14 protein-coding genes are annotated in these 18,595 nt (G+C 57.3%); 6 read left to right on the forward strand and 8 right to left on the reverse strand.

Going from position 1 to position 18,595, the window contains the following annotated elements; translation table 11 throughout:
• Window positions 1–44: 44 nt before the first annotated feature.
• The 5 genes from AB1L30_RS06820 to AB1L30_RS06840 all read right to left on the reverse strand — a co-directional run bounded on the left by AB1L30_RS06820 (window position 45) and on the right by AB1L30_RS06840 (window position 4,937).
• Window positions 45–1,469, reverse strand: a complete 1,425-nt coding sequence (locus tag AB1L30_RS06820) for an MBL fold metallo-hydrolase (RefSeq protein ID WP_367012683.1) — start codon at window positions 1,467–1,469, stop codon at window positions 45–47.
• A 129-nt stretch (window positions 1,470–1,598) separates the two neighbouring features.
• On the reverse strand, window positions 1,599–2,147 hold the full coding sequence (locus AB1L30_RS06825; RefSeq protein WP_367012797.1) for a rhodanese-like domain-containing protein: 549 nt from the start codon (window positions 2,145–2,147) through the stop codon (window positions 1,599–1,601).
• A gap of 73 nt (window positions 2,148–2,220) precedes the next feature.
• Entirely contained in the window at window positions 2,221–2,544 is a 324-nt protein-coding gene (locus AB1L30_RS06830; RefSeq protein WP_345088085.1) for a metalloregulator ArsR/SmtB family transcription factor, read from the reverse strand.
• A 111-nt stretch (window positions 2,545–2,655) separates the two neighbouring features.
• Complete coding sequence (locus AB1L30_RS06835) at window positions 2,656–4,038, reverse strand: sulfatase-like hydrolase/transferase (RefSeq protein WP_367012684.1); 1,383 nt, start codon at window positions 4,036–4,038, stop codon at window positions 2,656–2,658.
• Between the two features lie 86 nt (window positions 4,039–4,124).
• Window positions 4,125–4,937 (reverse strand): hypothetical protein, encoded by an 813-nt coding sequence (locus AB1L30_RS06840; RefSeq protein WP_367012685.1) that lies wholly within the window; start codon window positions 4,935–4,937, stop codon window positions 4,125–4,127.
• A 225-nt stretch (window positions 4,938–5,162) separates the two neighbouring features.
• Here AB1L30_RS06840 and AB1L30_RS06845 point away from each other — a divergent pair, with 225 nt between their 5' ends.
• From AB1L30_RS06845 to AB1L30_RS06870, 6 genes are all read left to right on the forward strand, one after another.
• Window positions 5,163–6,674, forward strand: a complete 1,512-nt coding sequence (locus tag AB1L30_RS06845; protein ID WP_367012686.1) for an aldehyde dehydrogenase family protein — start codon at window positions 5,163–5,165, stop codon at window positions 6,672–6,674.
• A 175-nt stretch (window positions 6,675–6,849) separates the two neighbouring features.
• Entirely contained in the window at window positions 6,850–8,403 is a 1,554-nt protein-coding gene (locus AB1L30_RS06850) for a hypothetical protein (RefSeq protein ID WP_367012687.1), read from the forward strand.
• A gap of 157 nt (window positions 8,404–8,560) precedes the next feature.
• Window positions 8,561–9,907, forward strand: a complete 1,347-nt coding sequence (locus AB1L30_RS06855; RefSeq protein WP_367012688.1) for an AAA family ATPase — start codon at window positions 8,561–8,563, stop codon at window positions 9,905–9,907.
• Window positions 9,904–11,175, forward strand: a complete 1,272-nt coding sequence (locus AB1L30_RS06860; protein WP_367012690.1) for a tetratricopeptide repeat protein — start codon at window positions 9,904–9,906, stop codon at window positions 11,173–11,175. The genes AB1L30_RS06855 and AB1L30_RS06860 overlap by 4 nt, the downstream gene beginning before the upstream one ends.
• Before the next feature lie 12 nt (window positions 11,176–11,187).
• On the forward strand, window positions 11,188–12,462 hold the full coding sequence (locus AB1L30_RS06865; RefSeq protein ID WP_367012691.1) for a tetratricopeptide repeat protein: 1,275 nt from the start codon (window positions 11,188–11,190) through the stop codon (window positions 12,460–12,462).
• Between the two features lie 2 nt (window positions 12,463–12,464).
• Window positions 12,465–13,742, forward strand: coding sequence for a tetratricopeptide repeat protein (locus AB1L30_RS06870; protein WP_367012692.1), 1,278 nt, complete (start codon window positions 12,465–12,467; stop codon window positions 13,740–13,742).
• 24 nt (window positions 13,743–13,766) lie between these two features.
• Here the strand turns inward: AB1L30_RS06870 and AB1L30_RS06875 are convergent, their stop codons facing one another.
• The 3 genes from AB1L30_RS06875 to AB1L30_RS06885 are packed head-to-tail and all read right to left on the reverse strand — an operon-like array spanning window position 13,767 to window position 18,533.
• A complete protein-coding gene (locus AB1L30_RS06875) occupies window positions 13,767–15,113 on the reverse strand; it encodes a sulfatase (protein WP_367012693.1) in 1,347 nt (448 codons plus the stop codon).
• A gap of 55 nt (window positions 15,114–15,168) precedes the next feature.
• Window positions 15,169–16,791: an arylsulfatase gene (locus AB1L30_RS06880; RefSeq protein WP_367012694.1), complete on the reverse strand. Its 1,623-nt coding sequence runs from the start codon at window positions 16,789–16,791 to the stop codon at window positions 15,169–15,171.
• Window positions 16,792–16,811: 20 nt separating this feature from the next.
• Window positions 16,812–18,533: an arylsulfatase gene (locus AB1L30_RS06885; protein WP_367012695.1), complete on the reverse strand. Its 1,722-nt coding sequence runs from the start codon at window positions 18,531–18,533 to the stop codon at window positions 16,812–16,814.
• Window positions 18,534–18,595 lie beyond the last annotated feature (62 nt).

An 18,595-nucleotide genomic window follows, 5' to 3' on the forward strand; every position in this document is an offset into this window, starting at 1 on the left:
CACGCGCCTGGCTCGGTTTTGCCTTGGGATTCGAGTCGGGTGACTTAGCTCTTCACCGAACACGTTCCTCCACAACTGCCGCTGCTGCCGGTTGTCGGCAGATGCGAAGCTTCCCAGGCCTTGTAACCACCCACGAGGTCGAGCAGGTTCTCTTTGCCGAGTTTCTGCAGCACGCTGACGCCCAGCGACGAGCGATAGCCGCCGGCACAATGCACCACCACGTGATCGACTGCCGGAATTTCGTCGGCACGTTCTTCCAGGTGAGGCAGGGGAATGTTGATCGCACCGTCGATGTGTCCTGCATCGAATTCTTTTTCGCTGCGAATATCGACGATTGCCACATTGCCATCGAGTTCGCCAACCGCCGGGGCAGTGATCCGGGCTGTCGATGCCACCAGGTCGCTATGCTGATCGAGGGCATCCATTCCGCCGTCGAGGTAGCCAACCACTAGATCAAAACCAATTCGACCCAGTCGCACGATCGATTCTTCGGTGCGGTCGGCGTCCGCGATCACAACGATCGGCTGATCTTTCGCCAGCATCGAGCCGGCCCAGGTCGCGTACTTGCCATCGATACCGATGTTGAGCGATCCTTTCAAATGGGCACCTGCGAAGTCGACTGCTTCGCGGGTGTCGACCACCTGAGCACCATCTTTCTGGAACTGCAAAACCTGCGACAGTGTCAGCGGCGAAAGACTTTCCTTTAGCGATTCATCCAGGCTCTGGCGATCCTTGCGATTCAGGATGGCATCGTGCACGAAGTAGCTCGGTGCCTCCGGCTGGGCTGTGGTCACCAGGTCGAGGAACGCCGATCGCGACATCGGTTGGAGTGCGTAGTTGTACTTTCGCTGTTCGCCGAGTGTCGAATAAGGCTCGCTACTAAGGGCCTTGCCGCAAAGCGATCCAGCACCATGAGCCGGGTAAATGCGAACGGCATCCGGAAGCTTCAAAAGCTTCTCGTGCAGCGAGTCGTAAAGCTGATTGCCAAGCTGTTCAGCCGTGGCACCAATCGAGGCCAGCAGGTCAGGACGGCCCACATCGCCGATGAATAGCGTGTCGCCGGTCAACGCGGCGTAAGGAACCTCAGCGTTGGATTCGGGATCGTAAACCAGCAGGGTAATCCCTTCCGGCGTGTGTCCTGGGGTTTGGATTGCCGACAGGTAAACCTTGCCCAGCACCACCTGGTCGCCGTCCGAAAGTTTGACGTGATCGAACTCGGCGTTGCCTTCGGCACCTAGATAGATCTTTGCGCCGAGGCGATTGCGTAGTTCGATATGACCCGCCACGAAGTCGGCGTGGAAGTGCGTCAGAATGACATGTTCGATGCGGAAGCCATGTTCTTCGGCGTCCTTCACGTAGATGTCGATATCACGCTGCGGATCGATGACCGCGGCGACCTTGGTTTCTTCGTCCGCCACCATGTAGGAAGCGTGCGAAAGACACTCCAGATAGTATCGTTGAAAATACATGGTCTTGGTCCCTATGCGAGTGGTTGGGGCATGTTTGGAGGGGAGGTAGGGGAGCAGAGCGAAGTGTGCCCTTGCATTGGGTGGAGCCACAATGAGCACTCCAGGTCTGCTCCCCTGATCCACGATGATTTAGATCGAACAGTTCTTCGCGCCACTGGAAACCTGGTTCCACGGCATCTTGGCCAGCACCATGGCCATGCCGCAGGTATCGGTGATCCCAGCGAACATCAGGCCTGCTCCGACAAAAGCCGAAAGTCCAGCGAAGTAGGGATGCACGAACATGGCCAGCAAAGCACCGACCAACACCAGGAAGCCGGCCGCGATGCGAACCTGGCGTTCCAGCGACATCACCTTCTTGCCACGCACGACCGGCAGGCCAGCCGCAGCCCAGGCTTCGGTGCCACCTTCCACGTTGACAACGTTCTCGAAGCCAGCGGCCTGAAACTTTTCACAGGCCTTGCCACCTCGCGTACCAGACTTGCAGATCACATACAGCGTCGTCTGGGCATTGCCGTTACGGGCTTGCATGTAGTCGCGCGGCACGAGGCGATCGAGCGGGACGTTGACGGCCTGGGTGGCGTGCACTTCCTGGAACTCGGCCGGGGTGCGGACGTCGATCAGTTCGTAGGCTTCGTTCTGATGGCGCTGGTTCAGCTCTTGGGGCGAAATAGTGTTGATGCTCATGATTCGCTCCTTCAGTATCCTTGATATGTCGTGAGGTGACGATGTATTCGGTCAAAAAAAGGGGCGGCTATTTGCCGGCACCCGTGAGGAATCGACTTTCGATGCAGCCCATGATGTCCTTCAAGTGAGGTTCGGCAACCGAGTAATAAACACGGCGACCATCTCGCTCGCTGGTGAAGAACCCACAGCGTTGCATCAGGCGAAGGTGTTCCGAGGCCAGGTTCTCGGCAATACCGCAGTCTTCCGCGATTTCACCCACCGTGAAACGGCCTGCCAGAAGCAATTGCACCATGCGAATACGAACTGGGTGAGCCAATGCCTTCAGGCATTCAGCGGCTTCACCAAGGGCGTCCATATCGAGTGGCGGCTTGTTGTCAGGTTTCTCGGGCATGATTGATTCTCCTAATATCAATATATCGGGAATTCACGAGATGTCAATCAGGAAAATATCTGAGGAAAGCTCAAAAAGGTGGGGATACGGTAAGCCGAGTACCAGGCGGAACTAATAATCGCGAAACGGACCTCGCGGCTCGGCCGCTTCCATTTGGCTTTGCCACTGGGCCAATTGCTGCTGCAGCTCGGCGACCTTTTCAGGGTGTTTGGCCGACAGATCGTTCTTCTCGGCGATGTCGTTGGCCAGATGGTACAGACCCTTCGCTTTCTTGCTATCGATCCATTTCCAGTCTCCGACCCGCACCGCGACCTCGTCGCGGCGCTGCCAGAACATTTCGATGCGGGGTGAAGCGATTTCGTTACGCAAGACCGGCAGCAAATCGAAGCCGTCGTACGTGACATCTTGCGGCAGTTCAACACCAGCTGCCGCGCATGCCGTCGGGAAGACTTCCAGCGACGAGAGAAACTGATCGCTGACCTGATTGGCCGGAACATGACCAGGCCATCTCACAAGGCATGGCACCCGGTTGCCACCTTCCCACATCGTCGACTTGCGACCTTGCAGTGGCGCGTTGTTCGCCAGACCGCTTCCTCCATTGTCGGAAAAGAAAATCACCAAGGTGTTGTCGGCAATCTCATATTGGTCCAAGCGATCAAGCACGTCACCTATCGCGGCATCCATCTCGGTCACGGCAGCCATATAACCTTGGCGTCGCCGCGATGCTTTTGTGTCGCCGGCTGGGTAACGTGCAAGGTATTCCGGCGAGGCCTGAACGGTTCCGCGAATCTCGGGATCTAAGTTCGATGCGCCGTGCGGTGCGTTGAAGGGAAGATACAAGAAGAAGGGACGCTCGTGATTGCGGTCGATGAAATCGAGCGCATGATCGCGAAAGAGGGTCGTGCAGTAGGTGCCTTTGTCCTTGGTGGTGATCTGGTTGCCATCGAACATCGAGGGGACGCCGTAACGTTCGTGGGTGAAGTAATCGATGCCGGTGTTGCAGAATCCATAGAAGTCGTCGAAGCCACGTTGCATTGGCAAGTATCGCGTCAGTTGCCCGCCATCCCACTTGCCGAAACAGCCGCATGCGTACCCGGCATCGTGTAGCGTTTGCGAAAGGAAGATCTCGCGGATGTCGGTTCCCAAAATATGTTCCGGCGAAACGGCGTATTCATCCGCCTTGTAGAGATAGCCGTCGTCAACGCGATCGTTCCGGATCATGTCGTAGGTGCCGTTTCGCTGTGGATAACGGCCGGTCAAAAACGCGGCACGCGATGGCGTACAAGCGTTCCAGGCCACATAGAAACTCGTAAGCCGCGTTCCTTCTTTCGCCAGGCGATCGAGGTGGGGCGTCTGCACATCCTGGGCACCGTAACTTCCGAGATCGTGATAGCCCTGGTCGTCGGAAACGATTAGCACAATGTTGGCCGGACGGTCAGCGGTTAGTCCGGTAGAGCAGCACACGAAAGTCAGAAGCAGAGCGAACGCACGCATTGCATTTCCAGTCGTCGGGGGGAAGGAAGCAGGAGGGAGGTGCGTTCAAGATAGCGATTTGTAATCGCGAAGCAAGTTTTCGCCGTTTAGCAGCCGGAGAGAACGGAGGTTCGCATCCCGGCGAAGTGTCCGACCGAATCGGCAAAGAAGGCGTCAGGCAGGATCGCGTAGTGATCGAGCGCTCGTTCGACCTGATCCCAGCCTACGTGAGCGGCGATGTCGAACGCCTTGAGGCCGCGAGCGATCCGTTCGGCTTTGTTGTCGAACTTCCAGAACTGCAGCCAGCGCCCGGTGGGGAAGTAAGCGAAACGAACCGCGGGCATCAGGGCGATCGATTTCATGAGCGGCCAATCGAACTCTTGCACGGCCTGGGCAATCCGCGGACCGACGACCCGGTCTTGCTCGTCGAAGAAGTGAGCCTGGAAGATCTGGCGTCGTGCAGCATCGCTTAGAGGTGTTTGACTTCGTCGAGCATGATGGATTTGTCGTAAGCCTGCCAGAAGCGGAGCACGCACGATTTGATCGGCATCTGGGTGATCGCCGAAATGCTTGGTGAAGTGGTAGGTCGCGTAGGTGTCGACACATACCCGTCGATTGACTTCCCGGAACGCTTCGGCGAAGTTCTCCAGGGCCTGCAGCTTTGCCACGCGTTTGTCTCGATTTCCGGCGAATTGCCAGGCGGCGACCTGTCCCAGCTTCATGCCGAAGGCAAAATAACCACGTGCCCACAAGGCGCCGTGAGCCGCAATCAGGGGAAAAATATGGTTGTGACCCGAGTCTTCAAAAAGGTGGTGATAGGTGGTCGCTCGCTGCGATAGCTGATGCGTCGCCCCTGCCAATTGGATCGCTTCTTTCTCGATATCTACATAGCACTGCCGTAGTTGGGCAAGCGATTCCATGGCCGGTACTCCACCGTACGTTTTTCATCTTCTGGTCGTGTTTGTTGGTCAGGGAGTAGACCGAAGTGGGGGCAGAGGCAATAACCCAAATTCGGAAAAGATTCCAAGGAAAGGGTCCCAACGCATAGAATGAGATGGGAGGCTGTTTGCCCAGTCTTCTATGCTGCAATGCTGATAACCTGCCGGCTCGTTCGGCAGTCACCCTCATCGACCAAGGAGAGACCTATGATCTTGACGACGACTGCCCCTGTCGCCCGTCGCGAAACGCAAGCATTCATTGACCAGCAGCATCAACTGTTGATCGATGGTCAATGGATGCCGGCTGCCTCGGGCAAAACATTCGAGGTGACCAATCCTGCCGATGGCAAAACAATTGCCGAGGTTGCCGAAGGTGATAAGGCGGACGTTGACAAAGCAGTCGCTGCCGCTCGCCGAGCCTTCGAGACCGGCCCTTGGCCAGCGATGACAGCCTCGGAACGTGGCAAGCTGATCTGGAAGCTGGCCGACTTGATGGAACAGCACATCGAAGAGCTGGCCGAAATCGAATCGCTCGACAACGGCAAACCCAAAGCGGTTGCCGCTGCGGCTGACGTTCCACTAGCGATTGATCTGTTTCGCTACATGGCGGGTTGGTCGACCAAAATTGAAGGGACCACGATTCCGATTTCGGTGCCGTATCTTGAAGGGGCCGAGTTCCACAGTTACACGCTCCGTGAACCGGTTGGCGTTGTCGGCCAGATCATTCCGTGGAACTTCCCGATCTTGATGGCCGCTTGGAAGCTGGGCCCAGCCTTGGCCACCGGCTGCACCGTTGTGCTGAAAGTGGCCGAAGAAACGCCGCTGAGTGCTTTGCGTTTGGGACACTTGATTCAAGAGGCAGGCTTCCCACCCGGCGTGGTGAACATCATCACCGGGTTTGGCGAGACTGCCGGTGCCGCGCTGTCGGCGCATCCCGATGTCGACAAGATTGCGTTCACCGGTTCGACCGAAGTGGGCAAGCTGATTGTCAAAGCGGCCGGCGATACCAACTTGAAAAAGGTGACGCTCGAATTGGGTGGCAAGAGCCCCAACATCATCCTGCCTGATGCCGACATCTCGGCGGCGATCAGTGGTGCGGCCAACGCTATCTTCTTCAACCATGGCCAATGCTGCTGTGCCGGTTCGCGTTTGTTCGTGCACCGCAGCCAGTACGATCAGGTCGTCGAAGGTGTGGCTGCCGAGGCTTCCAAAATCAAGCTCGGTCCCGGCATGCATCCCGATACCAACATGGGGCCGATGGTCTCGCGGATTCAGCAAGACCGCGTCTGCGGCTACCTCGACATTGGCATGCAGGAAGGTGCCAAGGCATTGGTCGGTGGTAAGCGAGCCGACAGCAGCGGTTACTTCGTCGAGCCAACCGTGCTGGTCGATACCCACGCGGAAATGAAGGTGATTCGCGAAGAGATCTTTGGCCCGGTCGTGGCGGCGGTTCCTTTCGACGACATCGACGAGGTGATCGCCACGGCCAACGACACGATCTATGGCCTGGCCGCCGCGGTCTGGACGAAGGACATCAGCCACGGGCACCGCATTGCCAAAAGGCTGAAGGCCGGCACTGTGTGGATGAACTGCTACAACGTCTTCGATGCGTCGTTGCCGTTTGGCGGTTACAAACAGTCTGGCTGGGGCCGCGAGATGGGCTACGAAGCGATTAGCCTTTATACGCAGACCAAGGCCGTGACGCTGCAAATTGGCTAGTGTGCCGAGTGTTACTTCTGGGGATGCTGGTGCCAGCGTCCCCTCTTTTATGCGCGGCGGAAGCTTCATTGCTACCCATCACCGTAGGTGAATTCGTTTTTCATTTTCGGGCCAGCGCGATACAAAGGAGGCTGCGCGGAAGCAAAGCCCCATCCTGCTATTCGGAGTCATCGCCATGCATTCCCCATTACGCACCCCTCGCGTCTCACGCCGTCAAATGCTGCAGTCTGGTGCCCTCTGTGGTGGCTTGCTGGCGATGGGAGATCTCGGAATGCTATCGCAACTGAAGCCGGTCTCGGCGGCGGAAGCGAAGCTGGATCCAAACGTCGTGCGTCTCGACTCCAGTATCGAACCCCTGGTCCGACTGATTGAAGAGACCCCGCGCGAGCAATTGATGGAAGCAGTCGCAGGCCGCATCAAGCAGGGAACCAGCTATCGCGAAGTCCTAGCGGCGCTGCTGCTGGTAGGTGTCAAGAACATCGAGCCCCGTCCCAGCGTCGGCCATAAGTTTCATGCGGTGCTGGTTGTGAACTCGGCCCACCTGGCGAGTATCTCTTCCCCAGATGAACATCGCTGGTTGCCGATCTTCTGGGCGCTCGATCACTACAAGTCAGCCGCCCAGCGTGATGTCGAAGAACGGGGCGACTGGACGATGCCCGCCATCGACGACAGCCAGGTCATGCCACACGCCAAGGCGAAGGCTCAGTTCATCGAAGCGATGGAGAGCTGGGACGAAGCGAAGGCCGATATCGCCGCGGCCAGCCTGGCACGGACCGGCGGTGCGAACGAGATCTATCGTTTGCTCTTCAAGTATGGCTCGCGCGATTATCGCAGCATCGGCCACAAGGCGATCTACGTTGCCAATAGCTATCGCACCTTAAGCTGCATCGGCTGGCAGCATGCCGAGCCCGTCTTGCGCAGCTTGACCTATGCCTTGTTGATGCATGAAGGAAGCAACCCATCCAAACGCGACGACGAAGCAGACCGGCCGTTCCGTCGTAACGAAGAAATCGCGGCGAAGTTGCGCGACGACTGGACGACGGGCAAGCTCGATTCCGACGCCACCCAGGCCATGATCGATACGCTGCGAAGTGGTTCCAATGACGATGCGTGCGATCAGGCGGTTCAATTGATCAACAGTGGAATTCATCCACAGTCGATATGGGATGCCATGCATGTGGTCGCCGGCGAGATGGTGATGCAGCAGCCGGCGATCGTGCCACTGCATAGCGTGACCACGACCAACGCCATGCGTTACGCCTACGAGACCTGCGGAGACGATGCGACTCGCAAACTGCTTCTGCTGCAGAACGCTGCGTTCCTGCCGATGTTCCGCAGTGGCATGGGAGGCCGCGGCCGGGTCAAGGACGTGACAGTCAGCAAGCTTTCCGAAGTCGAGCCAGCGAAGTCGCGGCAAAGTGTGGACGATATCTTCGCCGAACTGGGAAGCGATCCGATGGCCGCCGCGCAGATGACTTTGGCCTACCTGCAAGGTCAGGAAAACCACTCCGCCAAGGCGAAGCAGTTAATCGATGCGGCCCGGGTATTGGTGTTCCGCAAAGGGGACAACGCCCACGATTACAAGTTCAGCTCGGCCATCCTGGAAGATTATTACCACGTCTCGCCGGCCTGGCGGGATACCTACCTGGCGTCGAATATCTTCCTGCTTCGCGATTCGCAGCGAAAAGATAACCAGCTTGTTTCACGAATCCAATCGGCTCTGGCCTAGCTAAGGTAGGTGATTCGTTCTCGATTTCCCGAACTTGTTGTCAGTTTTGGCTGTCATCTTCCTGGGAAAAATGATCGCTCGGCAGTGGGCAATCAGCCCCCTGCGTGGCATGATAGGAATAGTCGAATTCGCTACTGGGAACGGAAGATCGCAGGCCATGAGCTCATCTGAAGAATCACTCCGCGCGCTGGAAGAAGCGTTGCGGTTCAGCCCCGACAATATCCCGCTTCGTCGTCACCTGGCCGACTCGCTGTATGGCCTGGGCAAGTTTGAAGCGGCCATCGATCACTTTAAAGAGCTGACTCGCCAAGAGCCAGGCAACGAAGGCTGGCCGCTGCGGTTGGCCGATTGCTTTCTGCAGAACAACCAGGTCGGTGAAGCGGCCGTGGTGATCGAGCGGATCGTCCATGGTCGCGATGCATCGCCGGAAGCACATATGCTGGCGTGCCGTGTGGCGATGGCGGAAGGGGATACCTCATCGGCCGTTTACCACTACAAGACCGCGATCGATCTCGATCCGGAACTGGAAGACGACGCCTTGAGCGAACGCTTGGGTGTCGGCGTGCAGTTTGAAGAAGGAGAAGTGGTCGAAGGAAAGATTCGCATCAATTCGACCGATCCGGCCGATGATCTGACCGCCGCGGTCGAACGTCCGAAGATCAAGTTCTCGGACGTGGGCGGGATGGAAGATCTCAAGGAAGAGATCCGGATGAAAATTATTTATCCGATGCAAAACCCTGAGATCTACAAGGCCTACGGCAAAACGATCGGCGGCGGGATCATGATGTATGGGCCTCCGGGGTGTGGCAAGACGCACCTGGCTCGGGCCACCGCTGGCGAGATCGACGCCAACTTCATCAGTGTCGGCATCAACGATGTGCTCGACATGTGGATGGGCAATAGCGAACGCAACTTGCATCAGCTTTTCGAGGTTGCCCGAAACAGCAGCCCTTGCGTGATCTTCTTTGATGAAGTCGACGCACTGGGTGGTCGCCGTAGTGATATGAACGGCGGCAGTGCCCGGCAATTGATCAATCAGTTTCTGGCCGAGATGGATGGTGTCGAAAGTTCGAACGAAGGCGTGCTGATTCTTTCCGCGACGAATGCTCCCTGGCATGTCGACTCCGCCTTCCGCCGACCAGGCCGTTTCGATCGCGTGATCTTCGTTCCGCCACCTGATGCTCCCTCGCGAACCGAAATCTTGCAGGTCCTTTGTCAAAACAAGCCGACCAAAGATGTCGACTTCAGTTACCTCGCCAAGAAAGCAGACCAGTTCTCTGGGGCCGACTTGAAGGCGGTCGTCGACCTGGCGGTCGAATCGAAACTGAGCGAAGCACTGAAGACCGGCAAGCCCGTTCCGGTGACCGGCAAAGATGTACTGGCCGCGATCAAACGGCACAAGCCAACCACCAAAGAATGGTTTTCGACCGCGCGTAATTATGCCTTGTACGCGAACGACGGTGGGCTTTACGACGACATCCTGAGCTACATGAAATTGAAATGAATCGACACGTCGAACGTGGTCAGATGCTGATCGATACGCACCGTTATGCGGAAGCGAAGAAGCAGATCAGCTTGGGACTGGCCGAAGATCCGCAAGATCCGATCGCGCACATGCTGCTGGGGATTTGTCACGCCAATCTCAAAGAGTACGATGCCGCGATCGAGCATGCCGAGTTCGCCGTGCATCAGGTACCTGACTCGGCGAACACGCACGGGGTGTTGGCCGCCATCTACCTGCAAGCCGACAAGTGCAAAGATGCGAAGCTCGGCGCCGAGCAGGCACTCCGCCTCGATCCTTCGTTGATCATGGCGATGAATGTGCTGGCCTCGGTTCATGCCCATAACAAGAACTGGGCGGAAGCCCGGCGTATGGCTGAGATGGCTCTGTCGTACAAGCCAGACGATATCGAAGCGATGAACCTGCGTGCTTTGGCTTTGCGAAGCATGGGCGAGTCAGGGGCTTCGATCGACGAGTTGACTGAATCGTTGAAAGTCAACGCCGAAGATGCGACCTCGCATGCCAACCTGGGTTGGACCTATCTGCAAAATGGCAAGCTCGACAAGGCCGAGATTCATTTTCGCGAAGCACTGCGGATCAATCCGAATCTGGAATGGGCCCGCGTGGGTGCTCTCGAAACGCTGAAAGCGAAAGTACCGGTCTATCGCTGGATCCTCGGCTATTTCATGTGGATGGCGACGAAGACCCGCAGCATGCAGTGGGCGATCGTTATAGGTTTGCTGATCGGCTATCGCGTCGTCTTCCAGGCCCTGGTCAACAATCCGGCGACGGAAGGGCTCGCCTATGTTGTCATGGGGGCGTATCTGATCTTCTGCGCGACGACCTGGTTCGCTGGGCCGATTTCGGATGCCCTCGTCGTATTGCATCCGTTCGGACGACTGGCGTTGACTCGCTGGGAACGGCTGGGCGGATTCGCGGTCGGTTCCGCAATCTTGCTGACGGTTGGCTGCCTGGTTGCCAATTTCTTCATGGCGAGTCAGATTGGACTTGTCCTCGCCATGTGCATCGGGTTCACGGCGATCCCAATGGCAATGATGTTTCAGATTCGCGAGGGGACGCCACGCAAGGTCATGGCAATCACGACCGTGGTGGCCGCCGGCCTGGCGATTGGCTTCGGCGTTGGTGCCATCTATGGACTCGAGAACCTGCCGGTTGCCGTCGCCTCCCTTTGCGAACGATGCACCCAGGCATTCATCTTCGTTCCGCTGGGAACCATCGTGTTAGCGAACATGCTGAGCAGCTATCGATAGGCCTGAGCTTCTATGGAACAACACGATCGGATCCGCATGCTGGTTGGGGCAGGGCGGTATGAAGAGGCTCGCAAGCAACTGATGTTGCGGTTGGTCGACGATCCGGAAGACCTCTTCGCCCACTTGCTACTGGTCGACTGTCTGATCGAACTGAAAGACTATTCTGCAGCGGTCGAACATGCCGAAACGGCCGTCGGGTTGGCACCGGAGTTCGCCGAGACCCATGGCTGTCTGGCGTTTGCCTGTTTGATGGCCAACCGATTGGCCGATGCCGAGATGTCGGCAAAGATCGGCGTCGCCATCGATCCTGAGTCGGTCTCTTGCTGGCTTGCTCTGGGGACGTATTACTCACGCAAATCGCAGTGGCAACAAGCTCTGAATGCGGCCGATACTGTGTTGGCACTCGATCCTCAGCATCACGAAGCCCGAAACCTGAGGGCCTTCGCTATGCGTGGGCTGGGCAAGCTTGATGCCTCGCAGGAGGAACTCCGCGATACCTTACGAGAAAACCCGGAATCGGAATACTCGCACTGCAACTTCGGTTGGAACTGTTTGCATCGCGGGCAGATCGAGGAAGCGGAAGTTCATTTCCGCGAGGCGCTACGTCTCGATCCGAACTACGAAGATGCCCATCGAGGCGCATTGGAAACACTCAAGGCGAAGTCCCCCATCTATCGCCGGTTACTCGCGTTTCTGCTATGGCTCGGGACCAAGACCACCGGCATGCAGTGGATGATTATTCTCGGCATCCTCGGCGTGATGATCGCGGTCGATCGAACGGTCGAGTGGCTGCAGTTGCCGCGGGTGGCCGCCGTCCCGATCGATGCCGCTGTGATTCTTTTCGGGGCGGCGCTCGCGTTTTCGGATGCCGTGACCAATTTCATGTTGCTCTTTCATCCCTTCGGGCGTCTCGCGATGTCGCGGTGGGAGCGGTGGCAAGGGGCGATCGGTGGTCCGTTGATCTTGCTGGCGGTCGGCACGATGATCACCTCGCGGATTGTCGAAATGAAAGAGATGAGCCTGATCAACTCAGGCGTGCTAACACTTGCGCTGCCGACCCTGTTACTCTTCCAAGCCGAAACCAAGTGGGCTCGCTGGGCCATGGTCGGAGCGTTGGTTCTGGCAGTTCCGCTGACTATCGGTCGCATGATTCTTGCGTTCGGCCCTGAGGATCTTCCGCTGTTGGTGCTGCTATTCTGCCTCCCTTCGATCTTCATTTATCGTTGGTGGATCCTGATTACCTACATCACTTGTGTGGCCCTCGATAGCCTCGGAGAAGAAGGGTAGCTATGGCATTGTATCCCGTCTCTCCGGATGGCTCGCAGGCCAACTTCTACATGGACCGTGGCTTGTTTTTGCTGCAAGCGAAACGGTATGCCGATGCCCGGCAGCAGTTCGCTTTGGCTTTGGGAGAAGACCCGGATAACCCACTAGGCCATGTGCGAATGGGAGTCACGCTGTGCGAACTGAAGCAAGTTCGCGAGGCGATTCCCTACGCCCAAGAAGCGATCCGATTGGGGGCCGATAATCCGTTGGTGATGCAAAACGCCGCTTGGATTTTGCAGCGCGACGAACGGTTTGACGAAGCGGAGAAGACGGTTCGCGAAGCGATTCGGATGGCTCCGGAATATGCCGATGCCTACTCGTTGTTGGCTTCAATCTTATATCGACTGCTGCAAAAGCAGGAAGCCTTGGAGATGGCCAATAAAGCGATCGAGCTCGATCCGAGCGATGGTTACTCGCATCGGCTGAAGGGCATTATTCTGCGTGATCTTGGCTTCAAAGATGAAGCAGATAAAGCGTTGAAAGAAGCCATACGGCAAGATCCAGAGAATCCCTGGACGCATCACTTTATGGGGCTCGCCCAAGCCGACTACGGAGATTTGCAGGCAGCCGAGTATCACTTCCGTGAGTCGCTGCGCATCGATCCGAATATCGAAGACTCGCGAATGAGCCTACATCAGGCCAAAATCGCGACGACTCCGATCGGCAAGCTGCACAACTGGGGACGCGACTCAGCTGAGTTCGTGCTTGTCTTCTTCGTGCTGCTCCTGGGCGTGGGTGGTGGCATCTACGCGTCGAAAGTCGACAAAGTGATTCCAATGGCCCTGGCGCCGATCACTGGCCAATTGATTCTGGCCTCCGTGATCCGGGCAATCGTCGATCCACTTGGTGTGTGCTGGCTTTCGTTGACGAGCCAGGGAAGACAACTCTTCTCGCGTTGGGAGATTCGCAGCAGTTGGTTTCTGTTTGGGTTTCTGCTGCTTTATCTCGGCATTATGATCACGGGAATGGCCTTGGCGAGCCAGCCGATGGTGCTGGTCGCACTGCTGTTGGCGTTCGCTTACTTGCCGATCTCTGAGGTCTGCCGCACTTATAGTCCGAGGATCGCGAAGAACTGCATCATCTTCACGCTGGTCGCCATTCCGTTTGGCATTTTCTGCATCGTGCTGACGCTGACTGGTGATGAGTCAAACGACTACAACAGCTCAGCCTTCGCGTGGGCGGCCTACTTTGCCCTGACCGCGGTGCCAACCATCGTGGCAGAGGTCTATGAGGGCAAGTGAGTTTGCATCGGCCAGGCGGAAGGCTTATTCGTTTTCCAGCAAGATCGGTTCGCCGTAGATCTTTTCCTGATCGCCTTGTTCTTTCATCCAGGCATCAAGCTTTCCGCGAAGCTGGTTCAAGGTTTCGGCATGCTCAGGATCGAGAGCCAGGTTATTCTGCTCCATCGGATCGGCTTCGAGGTCGTACAACTCTTCGGCCGGACGCTGCGTGTAACGTTTCACTTTGCGGGCAGCCTCTTTGACCGTCTCCGCCTTCTTCACCCAGCTATCCCAGTAAGGGACCGGGCGTTTCTCGCGAACGACGTGCGAGCTGAACTTGAACTCTGGATGCAAGTTGCGAATGTACTTCCAGCGTTCGGTGCGGACACTGCGGGTCGGATAGACATTGTTGTTGCCATCGCCGCTATGGACCGTGAAGATCGCATCGCGATGATCGGTCTTCTCCCCTTCGAGCACTGGCAGGAACGACTTGCCATCGATCGATTCCGGAGGCGTCTGTCCGGTGGCGGCGTACAGCGTCGGCAAGATGTCGACCCACGAGACCATCGCGCCGGTTCGCTTGTCGGCGGCAATGTGGCCTGGCCAGACCGCGATCATCGGCGTGCGAATGCCGTCGTCGTATAGCGTCCACTTGCCAAACGGCCACTGGGCGCCGTGATCGCTCGTGTGCAGAAAGAGGGTGTTCTCGCCCAGCTTGGCGTAGGCTTCGTCGAAGACTTCTCCAAGTTCGCGGTCCATCGTTTTCACGGCCTGATAATAGCGGGCCCGGGCAGCACGCGTCTGAGGCGTGTGGACATGCGTCAGCGGAATCTTGATCGACTTGGGATCGATATCCTTCGCTTCCGGCCATGGCACATGCGGCCAGTTCGTACCGACGAACAGCACCAGTGGCTTGTCGCTCTCACGAGCCTTCAGCCATTTGATCGCTTCGCCAATGGCGATGTCTTCGTGATATTTGAAATGCTTCGCCAGGTCGAATCCGTACTCAGGCGTCTGGGCGTAATGCCCGACTTTGCCGAATGAAACGACTTCATATCCCAGGTCCTGGAAATAGGCTGGCAGCTTCTTGATCTCGGCCCGAGGACGCGAGTGATTCGGTTCGGCACCGTTGCGAGAAGGCATGAGGCCAGTCAGCAGAGCCGCGCGGCTGGGGGCACACGATGGCGAAGCGACGAAGGCTCGATCGAACGTCAAGCCTTGCTTGGCGATTCGCTCCATATTGGGCGTCTTCAGGTCGGTTGAACCGTAGAGCGACGAATCGGTCAGCGTATGATCGTCCGAAAGAAAGACCACGATGTTGGGCAGATCCGCGGCACGGGCCGATCCGATCAACGCGAACAAGGCCAGCACAGCCAGCGAAATACGATGCATGACTAAAACTCCGGCGACAAGGGATGAGGGGTGTTCCGGCAAGTGGCACGGAAGGTTAGTTGGCAGGCTTCACGCGATCGAACCAGGCCTGCCACTGCTTCTTCATGTTGGCCAGTCGCTCTGGCTGCTCGGAGGCGAGGTTCTTCGTTTCGGTGCGGTCCTCTGCCAGGTGATATAGTTCCCACGGACCACCTTGGCGTGGCTGAACGACTTTCCAGCCATCGGCGATCACCGCCTTGCCACCTTCATGCTCGAAGTAAAGTTGCGGGTGACCTTCGCGCGTCTGATCTTGAAAGATCGGAGCGAGCGACTTGCCTTCCACCGGCGTGATCGTGTGCGAATCGTAGGTCGTCGGATAGGAAGCCCCAGCCAATTCCAGGCAGGTCGGCATCACATCGATGACATGCCCTTGTTGATCAGTCGTCGAACCTGGCTTCGCTTTCAGACCGCTCGGCCAATGAGCAATCATCGGCGTATGGGCTCCTCCTTCAAACGACTGCGCCTTCCAATAGCGGAACGGCGTGTTCACGGCGCTGGCCCAATACGAACCGATATAGCCCCAGGTCTCTTCGCTGCCAGGATTGAAGATCCCCTCGTACTGAATCGGTTTGCCTTCGCGAGTTTCGTTCGGTCGATCGAAGCCAGGGTTCAGGTAACGTTCCGGCGAAGCACCGTTGTCCGACATTACCAGGATCAAGGTATTGTCGTAGCGGCCGGCATCCTTCAAGGCCTGAATGACTCGGCCGACACTTTGATCGACGCTGTCGACCATCGCGGCATGGACCGCCAGCAACTGAGCCATGTGTTGCTTCTCTTCGGTCGACAGGGCATTCCAGTCGGGGCCTTCGCCTTGCAGGGCAGCCTTAGGAAACGTTTGTGGATCGATCAAGCCAGCTTCGACCATGCGGTCGTAGCGGGCATCACGAAGTTGGTGCCAGCCAGCAGCGTACTTGTCTTGATACTTGGCGATGTCTTCTGGCTTGGCATGCAGCGGCCAGTGAGGAGCGGTGTGGGCGACGTACATGAAGAAAGGAGCATCCTGCTTCGACATTTCTTCGATGTATTCCACCGCTTTGTCGCCGATCGCATCGGTCATGTAGAAATCGTCCGGGACTTCTTTCACGATCTCGGTGCCGTCGACCAGCGAGAACGGATCGAAGTAATCGACCACACCCCAGATCGGACCGAAGTGCCGCTGGAAACCACGATTGATCGGATAGGTTTCCGGCGGAGCGAATTCGCGATCGAAGTTCGATTGGTGATTGAGCCAGTCGAGCTGCTTCTGTCGGCCATCGATGGGATTCGTCTGGCTGAGATGCCACTTGCCAGCCATGGCGGTCTGATAGCCGGCCTGCTGCAGGGCTTCGGCAATCGTCACGCCATTCTTGGTCAGCGATCGGCCATTACGAATGAGACCGACCTGGTGCGGATAGAGCCCCGTCAACAATGCGGCCCGCGTCGGACAACAGCGAGCACAGTTGTAAAACGAAGTGAACCGCAAGCCTTCGGCGGCCAGTTTGTCGATGTTCGGCGTGTCGATCTCGCCGCCGTAGCAGCCAAGATCCGAGAAGCCAAGATCATCGAGCATGATCAGCACGATGTTCGGTCGCTCGTCCGCGTGGGCTGCGGTCGCCAGGAACAAGGTCAGCAGAAGCGAAAGAGAAAGGCAAATGCGCATGTCGGACTTCAGGCGAAAGTTTACTTTTTACGGAGATTGCCCCAAGGCCAAGGCAACACATGAGAGGCTTCCGCCCAGCTTTGCCATTGGCCGGCCATCTTCTTTACGATTTCAGGGTGTTGGTCAGCGAGATTGTGTTGCTCGGTGCGATCGGCTTCCATGTCGTACAGCTCCCATGGCTGCGTCTTGCCTGAGCCCATCTTGCCGTATCGCACGATCTTCCATTTGCCGTCACGAACGGCACCGTTGGCTTCATGCTCCCAGAAAATCGGTGTCGGACGCTGCACGTCGTTGCCGCTGAAGGTTTCTTGCAGGCTGATCCCCGGCATCGGCGTGATGGCATTGCCGGCGACTTCCTTGGGGTATGAAGCCCCGGCGACATCGACACAGGTCGACATAATATCGATTAAGTGACTTGGCGTGTCATTCAGTTTGCCGAGCTGATCCTTCGCGACACCGGCTGGCCAGTGCACGATCAGAGGGGTCGAGATGCCTCCCTCATGGACCCAATGCTTGTACTCGCGAAACGGCGTGTTGGAAACATTCGCCCAGTCGCGACCGTAACCGATGTAGGTGTCTTCGGGGCCTGGCATCGCATCAGGACCATGACGCATCGGTCGACCTGACCGATCGAACGCAGGTATCACGGCCAACTGAAGTTCATCGGGGCCCATCGGTTTGCGATTTGGTGGAAGCTTCTCGTCGTTGCCGCGGCCGATCCCTTCGGCACAACCGCCGTTGTCTTGCATGAAGAAGATCAGCGAGTTGTCGTAATCGTTCGAAGCCTTCAATTGATCGACAATCTTGGCCACGTTCTGGTCCATGCGATCGATCATTGCCGCGTAGACTTCCATGTTGCGGGCTTGCCACTCTTTGTGTTCGATCTTCTTCCAGTTGCCAGCCTGTTCCGACATCTGCCAGTCGGCGTCGATCAGGCCAAGCTCTTTCAAGCGAGCAAATCGCTGGGCTCGAATCTTGCCATAGCCTTTGTCGTAGACCCCGTCATACTTGGCGATGTCTTCCGGCAACGCATGCATTGGCCAGTGGGCCGCAGTGAACGCGACGTACATAAAGAACGGCTGTTCGGCCGAGCTCTCTTCGTGCTGCTTCAAGAACTGAACCGCATTGTCGCCGATCGCATCGGTGTAGTAGTACTGCTGCGGCTGGTAGTCGCTGTCGTTCACCGGCGTGATCAGTGTGTTGCCTCGGCAAAGTGCGGCCGGATCATAAAAGCTGCCAGCGCCGGTGATCGTACCATAGAACTTGTCGAAGCCACGTTGCAGCGGCCAGTTGTGCTTGGGACCATCGGGCTGAATATTGCGGCAGACGTGCCACTTGCCCACCATGTAGTTGGCATAGCCAGCAGTCTTCAGCACTTCCGGAATCGTCTGGCACTGCTGGTTCAGTTCCATGTGATAGCCAGGGAACGCCTCGGGATCGTAGCTGCCGGTGACCATGTGGCCGATTCCCGCTTGATGCGGATAGAGTCCCGTCAGCAGTGAAGCTCGGGTCGGGCAGCAGCGAGCCGTGTTATAGAACTGCGTGAAACGAAGACCAGAGTCGGCCAAAGTGTCGAGCGTTGGCGTTTTGATTTCGCCGCCATAGCAGCCAATGTCAGAATAACCCATGTCATCGGAGAGGATGACGATAATGTTCGGCGGCGTGGCGGCTTGAGCAACGGCAGTGCCAAGCAAAAGCAGCGGGATCAGCCCCAAGAGCCGAAAGGCAGGGAATCTAGGCATGGCGAGATCTCGATGAGGGGATTTTTGAGAGTGGTGGCCTTTGATTGTAGCTGAAACGAAAT

Origin of the sequence: Bremerella sp. JC817 (assembly GCF_040718835.1) — a bacterium.
In the GTDB taxonomy this organism is placed as follows: domain Bacteria; phylum Planctomycetota; class Planctomycetia; order Pirellulales; family Pirellulaceae; genus Bremerella.

Coding starts and splice junctions, on each gene's coding strand:
- AB1L30_RS06820 (WP_367012683.1), bottom strand. CDS start 1,469: ATGTATTTTCAACGATACTATCTGGAGTGTCTTTCGCACGCTTCCTAC.
- AB1L30_RS06830 (WP_345088085.1), bottom strand. CDS start 2,544: ATGCCCGAGAAACCTGACAACAAGCCGCCACTCGATATGGACGCCCTT.
- AB1L30_RS06835 (WP_367012684.1), bottom strand. CDS start 4,038: ATGCGTGCGTTCGCTCTGCTTCTGACTTTCGTGTGCTGCTCTACCGGA.
- AB1L30_RS06840 (WP_367012685.1), bottom strand. CDS start 4,937: ATGGAATCGCTTGCCCAACTACGGCAGTGCTATGTAGATATCGAGAAA.
- AB1L30_RS06845 (WP_367012686.1), top strand. CDS start 5,163: ATGATCTTGACGACGACTGCCCCTGTCGCCCGTCGCGAAACGCAAGCA.
- AB1L30_RS06850 (WP_367012687.1), top strand. CDS start 6,850: ATGCATTCCCCATTACGCACCCCTCGCGTCTCACGCCGTCAAATGCTG.
- AB1L30_RS06855 (WP_367012688.1), top strand. CDS start 8,561: ATGAGCTCATCTGAAGAATCACTCCGCGCGCTGGAAGAAGCGTTGCGG.
- AB1L30_RS06860 (WP_367012690.1), top strand. CDS start 9,904: ATGAATCGACACGTCGAACGTGGTCAGATGCTGATCGATACGCACCGT.
- AB1L30_RS06865 (WP_367012691.1), top strand. CDS start 11,188: ATGGAACAACACGATCGGATCCGCATGCTGGTTGGGGCAGGGCGGTAT.
- AB1L30_RS06870 (WP_367012692.1), top strand. CDS start 12,465: ATGGCATTGTATCCCGTCTCTCCGGATGGCTCGCAGGCCAACTTCTAC.
- AB1L30_RS06875 (WP_367012693.1), bottom strand. CDS start 15,113: ATGCATCGTATTTCGCTGGCTGTGCTGGCCTTGTTCGCGTTGATCGGA.
- AB1L30_RS06880 (WP_367012694.1), bottom strand. CDS start 16,791: ATGCGCATTTGCCTTTCTCTTTCGCTTCTGCTGACCTTGTTCCTGGCG.
- AB1L30_RS06885 (WP_367012695.1), bottom strand. CDS start 18,533: ATGCCTAGATTCCCTGCCTTTCGGCTCTTGGGGCTGATCCCGCTGCTT.